This is a genomic window from Bradyrhizobium sp. (assembly GCF_027307225.1).
Lineage (GTDB): Bacteria > Pseudomonadota > Alphaproteobacteria > Rhizobiales > Xanthobacteraceae > Bradyrhizobium.
This window is the reverse complement of the sequence record NZ_DAHUXJ010000133.1, coordinates 1-10,165: the sequence shown is the minus strand read 5'-3', so window position 1 is coordinate 10,165 and position 10,165 is coordinate 1. Positions and strand designations below refer to the sequence as shown.

9 protein-coding genes are annotated in these 10,165 nt (G+C 62.6%); 3 read left to right on the top strand and 6 right to left on the bottom strand.

Features of this window, described 5'->3' with window-relative positions:
- Positions 1-249: 249 nt before the first annotated feature.
- The 3 genes from M6D32_RS22425 to hemH all read right to left on the bottom strand — a co-directional run bounded on the left by M6D32_RS22425 (position 250) and on the right by hemH (position 3,078).
- Complete coding sequence (locus M6D32_RS22425) at positions 250-696, bottom strand: NfeD family protein (protein ID WP_298260358.1); 447 nt, start codon at positions 694-696, stop codon at positions 250-252.
- Positions 697-902: 206 nt separating this feature from the next.
- Positions 903-1,895 carry an SPFH domain-containing protein gene (locus M6D32_RS22420; protein ID WP_298260356.1) on the bottom strand — a complete coding sequence of 331 codons (993 nt, stop codon included), beginning with the start codon at positions 1,893-1,895 and terminating at the stop codon, positions 903-905.
- Positions 1,896-2,040: 145 nt separating this feature from the next.
- Complete coding sequence (gene hemH, locus M6D32_RS22415; RefSeq protein ID WP_298260353.1) at positions 2,041-3,078, bottom strand: ferrochelatase; 1,038 nt, start codon at positions 3,076-3,078, stop codon at positions 2,041-2,043.
- 116 nt (positions 3,079-3,194) lie between these two features.
- On the opposite strand from hemH, the gene M6D32_RS22410 reads away from it, so the two are divergent.
- The gene (locus M6D32_RS22410; protein ID WP_298260351.1) at positions 3,195-3,593 is read left to right on the top strand and encodes an MAPEG family protein; all 399 of its coding nucleotides are present in this window, start codon (positions 3,195-3,197) and stop codon (positions 3,591-3,593) included.
- On the opposite strand, the gene M6D32_RS22405 is transcribed toward M6D32_RS22410, so the two are convergent.
- The 3 genes from M6D32_RS22405 to M6D32_RS22395 form a co-directional block, all read right to left on the bottom strand.
- The gene (locus tag M6D32_RS22405) at positions 3,588-4,610 is read right to left on the bottom strand and encodes a nickel/cobalt transporter (RefSeq protein ID WP_298260362.1); all 1,023 of its coding nucleotides are present in this window, start codon (positions 4,608-4,610) and stop codon (positions 3,588-3,590) included. The two genes, M6D32_RS22410 and M6D32_RS22405, sit on opposite strands and share 6 nt — an antisense overlap.
- A gap of 86 nt (positions 4,611-4,696) precedes the next feature.
- On the bottom strand, positions 4,697-5,338 hold the full coding sequence (locus M6D32_RS22400; protein WP_298260360.1) for a DUF1007 family protein: 642 nt from the start codon (positions 5,336-5,338) through the stop codon (positions 4,697-4,699).
- Between the two features lie 171 nt (positions 5,339-5,509).
- Positions 5,510-7,597, bottom strand: coding sequence for a M3 family metallopeptidase (locus tag M6D32_RS22395; RefSeq protein ID WP_298260349.1), 2,088 nt, complete (start codon positions 7,595-7,597; stop codon positions 5,510-5,512).
- A 314-nt stretch (positions 7,598-7,911) separates the two neighbouring features.
- Between M6D32_RS22395 and M6D32_RS22390 the strand changes: the two genes are divergently transcribed.
- On the top strand, positions 7,912-8,196 hold the full coding sequence (locus tag M6D32_RS22390; protein ID WP_298260347.1) for a hypothetical protein: 285 nt from the start codon (positions 7,912-7,914) through the stop codon (positions 8,194-8,196).
- A 676-nt stretch (positions 8,197-8,872) separates the two neighbouring features.
- The gene (locus tag M6D32_RS22385; protein ID WP_298260345.1) at positions 8,873-10,015 is read left to right on the top strand and encodes a type III PLP-dependent enzyme; all 1,143 of its coding nucleotides are present in this window, start codon (positions 8,873-8,875) and stop codon (positions 10,013-10,015) included.
- Positions 10,016-10,165: the final 150 nt, after the last annotated feature.

The following is a 10,165-nucleotide window of genomic DNA, read 5'->3' as shown; positions in this document are numbered from 1 at the left end:
AGGCCCCCCTTTTGCCAGACGTGCGTCCCCAAACGCTCCCAGCCGCAGTTGCACAGCGCTCTCCCAAATGCGAATCACCGCCCATAGGGAGTCAGCTTCCGAGCCTTACTGCAAGCCTCGCCAGATGTGTGAATGTCGTAGAGAGGGTCGGGGTGAGCGACTATCCCGACACACTCGGGCTCGTGGATCGCCCCCTCACCCGCCGCCAAGAGCGCGGCGACCTCTCCCCGCAAGCGGGGCGAGGTGAAGTTACGCCGCCGCCACCGTCAGCCTTGCGCCATCGGCCTGCACGATTTTGACCCGGCTGCCGGCCGGCGCGTCGGGGCCGGCCACCCGCCAGATTGTATCGTCGATCCGCACCGTTCCGGCGCCATCGATGATCGGCTTTTCCAGCGTGAAGACGCGCCCGATCAGCGCATCGGCGCGCTTGTTGAGGAAGGGGCTATCGGCACTGTCGGCGGCATTGCTGGGCGCCAGGCGCCGCCAGACCGGGATCGCAAGAGCCGCAAAGACGGCAAACATCAGGATCTGGACCTGCCAGGACGGCGCGAATGCGAACGACACGACCCCGGTCAGCAGCGCTGCCAATCCCAGCCAGAACAGGAACACGCCCGGCGCGATCAATTCCAGCGCCATCAGGATCACGCCAAAGATCAGCCAGTTCCAAGTGCCCAGGGTAGCGAACATGTCCGTCATGACACGACCTCGAAGACAAAGCGGCGGTGAGCCCCCTCTCCCCTTGTGGGCCCCTTGTGGGAGAGGGTTGGGGTGAGGGGTAACGGTCATTCTGCGGCGACATACCCCTCACCCGGATTGCATCTATCGATACAATCCGGCCTCTCCCACAAGGGGAGAGGCGAAGGGACGTGGTGCTAGCGCGTTTCATCTCACGATCTCATCGTTTACTCCGCAGGCGCTGACGAAGGATTGCCTGATGTCAGCACCGAGCCACGGCGGGCGGCCGCCTGCGCCGAGGCCGCGCTCTCGCCGAAGGTCGCCTTCGCGATCTCACCAATGCCGGCGAGCGAACCCAGCATGCTCATCGCTTCCACCGGCAGCATGATCACCTTCTGGTTCGGCGAATCCGCCAGTTGGCCGAACGCCTTGATGTATTTGTCGGCGATAAAATAGTTCAGCGCGGCGACGTCGCCCTTGGCGATCGCTTCCGACACCATCTGCGTCGCCTTGGCTTCGGCTTCCGCCAGGCGTTCGCGCGCCTCGGCGTCGCGGAACGCGGCCTCGCGCCGGCCCTCGGCCTGCAATATCTGGCCCTGCTTGGCGCCTTCCGCGCGCAGGATTTCCGACTGCCGCTGCCCTTCGGCCTGCAGGATGTCGGCGCGCTTGACGCGCTCGGCCTTCATCTGCCGGCCCATCGCCTCAACCAGGTCAGCGGGCGGCACGATGTCCTTGATCTCGATACGGTTGACCTTGAGGCCCCACGGCGAGACTGCCGCATCGACGACCCGCAGCAGGCGCTCATTGATCTCGTCGCGATGCGACAGCACCTGGTCGAGATCCATCGAGCCCATCACCGAGCGGATGTTGGTCATCGTCAGCACGATGATCGCCTGTTCGAGATTGGCGACTTCGTAACTCGCCTTCGCCGCATCGAACACCTGAAAGAACGCGACGCCATCGGCCGTCACCGTGGCGTTGTCCTTGGTGATCACCTCCTGCTCGGGAATGTTGATCACCTGCTCCATCATGTTCATCTTGCGGCCGACGCGGTCGAAATAGGGGACGATCAGGTTGAGCCCCGGCGACAGGATGCGGGTGAATTTGCCGAAGCGTTCGACGGTCCAGTTATAGCCTTGGCCCACCGTCTTGATGCCGGCAAGCAGCGTGAAGATCACCAAGAGAACGAGGGCAATGACGAAGATGTCGAAACCGGTCATAAAAATCTCCCGAGCGCGAATACCCTTAAGCATGACGGACCGCGCCGTATAAACGCTTCCCAGACGCTTCAGTCATGGCCGACCAGTCAATTGGTCACCGGCGCCAGCGGCAAATGTAAGGTTCGAACGAAAGAAATGCGAGTGCTCAAATCCAGCCCTGAAGCTCACGCAAGACGAGCTTGCGGATCACATCCATGCCGCCCTCGCTGTCGTTCAGGCAAGGGATGAAGGAAAACTGCTCACCGCCATTGTGCCTGAAAATCTCGGCATTTTCCTGCGCGATTTCTTCCAGCGTTTCCAGGCAATCGGCCGAGAATCCCGGCGTCAGAACAGCGACGCGGCGCACGCCGTCTTTAGCCAGTTTTTTCATGGTCCTGTCGGTATAGGGCTGAAGCCACTGGTCAAAGCCAAAGCGCGACTGAAAAGTGAGCAACAGCTTCGATGGATCGAGGCCAAGGCGCTTGCGAAGGGCTTCGGTCGTCGCCATGCAATGCTGCGCATAGGGATCGCCCTTGTCGATGTATTTCTGCGGCATGCCGTGAAATGATGCAACGATGACTTCGGGCTCGGCCGAAAGCTCTTTCAGGTGCGTCTCGATCGAGGCCGCGAGTGCATCGATGTAATCGGGATCGTCATAGTAGGGCGGCGTCACCCGCAGGATCGGCTGCGCGCGCATCAGGGCGAGCACGCGAAACACCTCGTCGCAAACCGTCGCTGATGTCGCCGCCGAATATTGCGGGTAGAGCGGCACGACCAGCAGGCGATCACAGCCCTGTGCCGTCATCGCCTCAATCCGTGACGCGATCGAGGGATTGCCATAGCGCATCGCCCACTCGACCACGACGTGGTCGTGGCTTGCGATATCGGCGGCAAGCTTTTCGGCCTGCGCGCGGGTGATGGTCTTGAGCGGAGACTCGTTCTTCTCGTTGTTCCAGATCTTGCGATAGTCCCGCGCTTTGCGGCCAGGACGGGTGCGCAGAATGATGCCGTTGAGCACGAGCTTCCACAAGAGGCCTTGATTCTCGATCACGCGGGCGTCGGACAAGAACTCCTTGAGATACACGCGCACGCCGCGCGCGTCCGCGGTGTCGGGCGTGCCGAGGTTGACCAGCAGCACGCCGATGCGCGCCGGCACGGGGCCCGCCGCAGCCGTTGAAGGATTGATCGGAGTGGCCATGCTCATGCCCGCTGGCTTCGCGCGTCGGACCAACCTTGTCAAGGTAACGGAGGGTTCGATACTCTCATGAGCCAGCAGCAAGGCGATGTTTCATCGCCCGGCGGCTTCGCGTGGGAGGAAAGATGACGATCGCCGAATGGTGCGTCTTCGCAAGCCTGATGCTTTATCTCCTGAGCATCGCATCGGTTAAATGGCTGAGGTTTGGCGATTTCGACAATTCCAAACCGCGTGATCCCTCCTTCTATGAAAAACCGATTGCGGCCCGCGTGCTCGGCGCCCACCAGAACGGCATCGAGGCCTTTCCGTTTTTTGCGATTGCGGTCCTGCTGGCGGAATTTCGCGCCTGCCCGCAAAACCTGATCAACGAACTTGCCATTCTGTTTGTGATCGTACGGATTGCGTACGTCATCACCTATGTCGGCAACCGGCCGACGCTGCGCTCGATTCTGTGGAGCATCGGCTTTGCGATCAATATCGCGATCTTCTTCCTGCCAGGTTTGCGAAATTTCCTGCCGCTATAGAATCGGCTCAAGACAGGTGAGCGGCTCGGCGAAGAGATAGCCAGTCAAGAGGCCAAGCCCGAACAGCAACACGAGCCCCGCAGCGGCAAACTCGATGCCGCGCATGACGAGGGCGCCGCCGCCGTCACTGGCCTCGCTGAGACGGCGCGCGACGCCCCTGGCTGATACCGCGAGCACCGCGATCGTCGCCACCGTGATCGCGGTGCCGAGCCCCATCACGAAAGTGGCGGCGATGCCGGCCCAGAACAGGCCCTGCGCCAGCGCGAAAACAAGAACGATGATTGCTCCCGAACACGGCCGCAAGCCCACCGCGAAGATCGCAGCCAGCCCGCGGCGCCACCCGCCCGGGCCAGCCAATTCGCTCGGCAGTGGGCCATGGGAGTGCCCGCAATGCTCGTTGTGGAGGTGGTCATGGCCGTGATGATCATGATCGTGGCGGTGATCATGCCCGTGATCATGGTCATCATGGTCGTGGCTGACACGGCCGTGGGACGCTCCAACCGACGCCAGCGCCAGTTCGGGACCTGTCGGGCGCGTCTGCAACGCGCGAATGAAGGCGGCGCCCTTGGTCCAGACCAGACGCGCCCCGAATGCCGCAATCAAGCCATAGCTTGCAATGGCGAGCACCCTCTCCGCCCCGCACATGGTTTTGGCAGTGATGTTGAGAAGCCATGCCCCGATCGCGACGATCAGCACAGCGACCAGCGACTGGAACAACGCGGAGACGAAGGACAGCACAATGCCGCGTCGCGCGGTTTCCCGGTTGGCAACGAGGTAAGACGAAATCACCGTCTTGCCGTGGCCAGGTCCGGCGGCATGGAAGACGCCGTAGGCGAAGGAGATCGCGAGCAGCCCCCAGACCGCACTCCCGTCGGATTTGGCGGCGCGGATGGTCGACGACATCTCGCGATAGAATTCGGATTGTTTTGCCAGCAGCCATCCGATCAGGCCGCCAATATGTTCGCTTGCCCGTGGGCGGACGCCGCCGAACGGCGTCTGCGCTGCCGCGACATGCATCAGGCCATCGATGGTCAGCGCTGCGCCAACAGCCAGCGCGCCGATCGCAAACGCTCGCCCGAGCTGCAAGTTGCCCGCACCCGGCCTCATGGACATGTCACCGTGATCTTGTTGGCGAACATCGCGCCAAAATTGGCGTTTCCGCCATCGGTGAAATTCTGCTCGCCAAGCGCCTGCGCGCTCGCCGCACCGTCATTCGGCCGCAGGAAATCGAACGTGCAGGAGGCGGGCGCGCCGACCAGCCGGATCGGATCCTTTTTCGCAAGCTGGAAGTCGACGAAATAGGTCGGATCGAACACTTCGAGCGCAAGGACCCTGGGCTTGACCGGCGTCTTCAGCGGCAAGGTGAAATGCAGCACCAGCAAGCCATCCTTGTATTCAACGAAGTAATCGACCGGCTCTTCGAACTTCGCCTTCTTGCCGTCCGCCTTCGCAAAGGTGAAGTAGCCAAACTCCTTGAGCGACTCGACGTTGGTTTGCGCGAGCGGCGCCAGCTCTTCATGGGTGTAGACGCCCTTCGTCTTGCTCTCGATCCCCTGGATGGCATAGGACGAGAACATGTCGTCGAAGGTCCAGGCATGGCGCACGCCGGTGATCGATCCATCGGCGGCGTAGATCAACTCGCTGGTCGAGGTGATCCAGACATGGGGATGCGCGGATGCGACCGTAGAGCCGAGCATGCCGACGAAGGCCCCGAGCAGGCAGCCGATCACGCGCGGCAGCGACAACCGCATCTCAGGCCGCCATAGCGGAGTGGATTTGACATTCGCTCCTCCGCGACCACGCACTCGTAACGCGAATGTCAAATCCATAACTCCGCTAGAACTTATGTTTGCCGGTGGTCTTTTGATTCTAACATTTGCAAAAGTGCCCACCACACCGGGATGCAAATGTTAGAATCAGACCACTGCGGCTTCCAGAAGGCCGCGACGCCGAAGCAGCGCATCGGCCTCGGGCTCCCGGCCGCGGAAGGCGATATAGGCCTCTTCCGGATCGCGCGAGCCGCCGGAAGAATAGATGTCGTCGTGCAGGCGTCTTGCCACCGCCGGATCGAAGATGTTGCCGGCCTCTTCGAAGGCGCCGAAGGCGTCGGCATCCATTACCTCCGACCACATGTAGCTGTAGTAGCCTGACGCGTAATGATCGCCGGAGAAGATATGGCCGAACTGCTGCGGCCGGTGGCGCATGGCAATCTCCACCGGCATGCCGATCTTCTCCAGCTCCCGCTGCTCGAAGGCCCGCACGTCGGCGCTCGCTGAAGCCGGCTGGGTGTGGAATTCGAGGTCAAGCAGCGCGGACGCCAGGAATTCGACGGTGGCAAAACCCTGGTTGAACTTCCGCGCGGCGATGAAGCGCTGCAACAGGTCATCCGGCAGCGGCTCGCCGGTCTGGTAGTGACGGGCGAACTGGCGCAGCACCTGCGGCTGCTCCTGCCAGTGCTCGTAGAGCTGCGAGGGCAGTTCGACGAAGTCCGTAAAGACACTGGTGCCCGACAGCGAGGGAAACAGGACGTCCGACAGCATGCCGTGCAGGCCATGGCCGAACTCGTGGAACAGCGTGCGGGCATCGTCCGGCGACAGCAAGGATGGCTCGCCGTCAGCGCCCTTGGAGAAGTTGCAGACATTGAGGATCACGGGCGCGGTCTCGCCGTCGAGCCGCTGCTGGTCGCGCAGCGACGTCATCCAGGCGCCGGAGCGCTTGGAGGGCCGGGCAAAGTAGTCGCCGTAGAACAGCGCTTTGTGCTGGCCCGCGCGATCCCTGACCTCCCAGACCCGCACGTCCGGGTGCCAGACCGGGACATCCTTGCGCTCTTGGAAGGTGAGGCCGAACAGGCGGGTGGCGCAGTCGAACGCGGCCTCGACCATTTGGTCGAGCGAGAGATAGGGCTTGATCGCGGCGTCGTCGAAATTGGCCTTCACCTGCCGCAGTTTCTCGGCGTAGTAGCGCCAATCCCAGGGCGCGAGCGCAAAATTGGTCCCCTCCGCCACGATCATTTCCTGAAGCGCGTCGCGGTCCTTCAGCGTGCGCTCCCGCGCCGGCTTCCAGACCCGCTCCAGGAGCCCGCGCACGGCTTGCGGCGTCTTCGCCATGGAATCTTCCAGGCGATAGGCGGCGAAGGTTGGGTAACCCAGGAGTTTCGCGCTTTCCTCGCGAAGGGCCAGGATCTCGACGATGGTCGCGGTGTTGTCGTTGGCGTTGCCGTTGTCGCCGCGGGCGATGAAAGCTTTGTAGACCTTCTCGCGCAGGTCACGGCGGGACGAGGTCTTGAGGAACGGCTCCACATAGGAGCGCGACAGCGTCACGATCGCCGTGCCGGCCAGCCCCCGCTCCTCGGCTGCCGCCCGCGCCGCCGCGACAAAGCTCTCCGAAAGGCCCTCGCGATCGGCCTCTCCAAGCTCCATGAACCATTCCTGCTCGTCGCCGAGCAGATGGTGGCTGAAGCTCGTGCCAAGATGGGCCAGCCGCTCATTGATCTCGGCCATCCGCACCTTGGCGGCCTCGTCCAGCCCCGCACCGGCGCGATGGAAGCGCGTATAGGTGCGTTCCAGCAGCCGCAGCCGTTCGCCGGTGAAGCCGAGCGTCGCCCGGCGCTCGTACAGCTGGGCGATCCGGCCGAACAGCACGGCATTCATCATGATCGGATTCCAGTGCCGCGCCATCCTCAAGGACACTTCCTTGTCGGCCTCCAGCAGCGCCGGATTGGAATGGGCCGACACCAGCGCGTAGAACACCGCCGAGACCTTGGTGAGCAGCTTGCCCGAGCGCTCCAGCGCCGTGATGGTGTTATCGAAGTCCGGCTGCGACGGATCGTAGGTGATCGCGGCCACCTCGGCGGAATGGTCGGCAAAGGCCTGTTCGAACGCCGGCAGAAACATTTCCGGCGCGATCTCGGCAAAGGGCGGCGTCTTGAACGGCGTCTGCCACGGCCGCAGCAGCGGGTTGGCTTGAGCGGATGCGGCTTGCGCCTTTTCCTCGGCTTCTGACATCGAAAATCCCGTCCTGAATGGCGGTTCCAGGGTTGAGGCTATATCACGCGGTGCGGCTTTTTTGGGCCTTTTGCGCTTGATAGAGACGCCCATTTCATAGACATTGCGGCCCGAAAACTAGTGTGGCGGCTCTGACGTTCCTTTCAGTGGCGCCGCGGGTCCTCCGAAGGAACGTCAGCGCCAAAGCCACACTAGAATCATTGATTTGCTAGTGTCCCTCTGGTTCTGACATTCGTAAAAGTGCCCGCTGCGAAAGATACGAATGTCAGAACCGGGACACTAGGAACTGGCCCACAATTCAAGAGTTCACGCCCATGACTGCGCAAGCCCCTTCGACCGGCCGCCGCGAGATAGCCTGGTCCAGCGTCATCACCGTCATCAGCGCGGCGATCCTGATCAGCGCGGAAGTGTTCGGCGCGGCCTTCGCTGGCGGTTGGGCGCTCGCGATCATGCTGCCGCCGGACGACTTCTTCCTCACCATCGCACAGGACACCTGGGCTCACATCCTGCAGGCCGTGCTATTTGCCATCGGCGTGTTCGTGATGATCACGTTCGTCCGCGGGGCACAGCGCGTCGAGCCGTTCACGCGCCGCGCGTGATTGGATCGGCGCGTGAGAGCGCGCTTCGTCGCCTCTCCAATGTTACGCTTCCTTAAACAAACTTAACGCGCGTTCATCTTCGACATCGTTTGCGCGCGTCGCACGCCGCGACGTAAGCGCGTGTTAGGGAAATTTGCGCACAGCCTAAAAAAATTCTTGCGAAGCAGAGTCAAACATATTATGTGCGGACTTGCCCAATTTCGCACGTGCCTGTGGTCGTGTGTCAGTCGGTAGGTATCCGGACAAGAGGCCGGACAGCCGCCAAGGGTTGAAGAACCGAGGGTCACGCGAGTCGAGACTTCAAAGTCGAAGACTCAAGAGGCCAGCATCTCTCTCCAGAGATGCCGTTGAAGGTCCCTTCTTCCCCTTGCAACCGTGACTGGCAGCCGGAGGCGAACCGGTGCACCTCGTTCTCAACGGGGGACGCGACTTAAAGCAACGACGGATCGGGCTTTTTTGGTCTCTACCGGCATTCCACCGCCGGCGCGGGCTACTGAAAAGGCTTGTCCTTCATTGCCAGGTGAGCGGGCGGGAAATTTCCCAACCAATCCACGGCAGCACAGTTCGGTTTGAGGTTCGAGGCCTCGTCGCGTCTCCATCGTGCGGCAACGGCCACGGCACCTACGACCGGGATCATTTTGAACGGGCCCCGTCGCTGGGCCGTTTGGAGGGTGCTATGACCGAACGCATCAGGGAATTCCTGCGTAATCGCCGGAACGAAGGTAACGACATCGAGCCCTGCCTCGTCGTCGACCTCGAAGTCGTGCGCGACAACTATCAGAGCTTTGCCAAGGCGCTGCCCGACAGCCGGGTATTCTACGCGGTGAAGGCCAATCCTGCGCCGGAAGTGCTGTCGCTGCTCGCCTCGCTCGGCTCGTGCTTCGATACCGCGACCGTGGCCGAGATCGAGATGGCGCTGGCCGCCGGTGCGACGCCTGAGCGCATCTCCTACGGCAACACGATCAAGAAGGAGCGCGACATCGCGCGTGCCTTCGCGCTCGGGATTCGGCTGTTCGCGGTCGACTGCGCCGCCGAAGTCGAGAAGGTCGCCCGTGCCGCACCGGCTGCGAAGGTGTTCTGCCGCATCCTCTACGACTGCGCCGGCGCCGAATGGCCGCTGTCGCGGAAGTTCGGCTGCGACCCGGAAATGGCGGTCGAGGTGCTCGACCTCGCCAAGCGCCTGGGTCTGGAGCCGTGCGGCATCTCCTTCCACGTCGGCTCGCAGCAGCGCAAGGTGAAGGCTTGGGACCGCGCTCTGGCGATGGCCTCCCAGGTGTTTCGCGATTGCGCCGAACGGGGGATCAGCCTCTCCATGGTCAATATGGGCGGCGGATTCCCGACCAAGTACCTCAAGGACGTTCCTCCGGTCGTGACCTACGGCCGGTCGATCTTCCGCGCGCTGCGCAAGCATTTCGGCAACCAGATCCCGGAGACCATCATCGAGCCGGGACGCGGCATGGTCGGTAATGCCGGCATCATCGAGTCCGAAGTCGTCCTGATCTCGAAGAAGAGCGACGAGGACGAGGTGCGCTGGGTGTACCTGGATATCGGCAAGTTCGGCGGTCTCACCGAGACCATGGACGAGTCGATCCGCTACGCGATCCGCACCCCGCATGACGGGGCAGAGATGACGCCGTGCGTCCTCGCAGGCCCGACCTGCGATTCCGCCGACGTCCTGTACGAGAAGATGCCGTATCCGCTTCCGGTGACGCTCGAGATCGGCGACAAGGTGCTGATCGAAGGGACCGGGGCCTATACGTCGACCTACTCGTCGGTGGCCTTCAACGGCTTCCCGCCGCTGCGGACCTACCACATCTGACGCAGCCTCCTTGAGGCCAGGATAACCCGGGAGCCGGTCCGCCGGCTCCCCTCCCTTCACTGCGAATTACCGACAACGCTCCCGCGCGGCTTGCCGCCGTCGGGAAGCGGGGACTGACGTGCCATGACTGCCTTGCGCAAGACCCGGATT

Bases quoted from the DNA above. Each gene is read 5' to 3' on its own strand.
- M6D32_RS22395 (WP_298260349.1), bottom strand. From the start codon at position 7,597: ATGTCAGAAGCCGAGGAAAAGGCGCAAGCCGCATCCGCTCAAGCCAAC.
- M6D32_RS22385 (WP_298260345.1), top strand. From the start codon at position 8,873: ATGACCGAACGCATCAGGGAATTCCTGCGTAATCGCCGGAACGAAGGT.
- M6D32_RS22420 (WP_298260356.1), bottom strand. From the start codon at position 1,895: ATGACCGGTTTCGACATCTTCGTCATTGCCCTCGTTCTCTTGGTGATC.
- M6D32_RS22410 (WP_298260351.1), top strand. From the start codon at position 3,195: ATGACGATCGCCGAATGGTGCGTCTTCGCAAGCCTGATGCTTTATCTC.
- M6D32_RS22390 (WP_298260347.1), top strand. From the start codon at position 7,912: ATGACTGCGCAAGCCCCTTCGACCGGCCGCCGCGAGATAGCCTGGTCC.
- M6D32_RS22425 (WP_298260358.1), bottom strand. From the start codon at position 696: ATGACGGACATGTTCGCTACCCTGGGCACTTGGAACTGGCTGATCTTT.
- hemH (WP_298260353.1), bottom strand. From the start codon at position 3,078: ATGAGCATGGCCACTCCGATCAATCCTTCAACGGCTGCGGCGGGCCCC.
- M6D32_RS22405 (WP_298260362.1), bottom strand. From the start codon at position 4,610: ATGCATGTCGCGGCAGCGCAGACGCCGTTCGGCGGCGTCCGCCCACGG.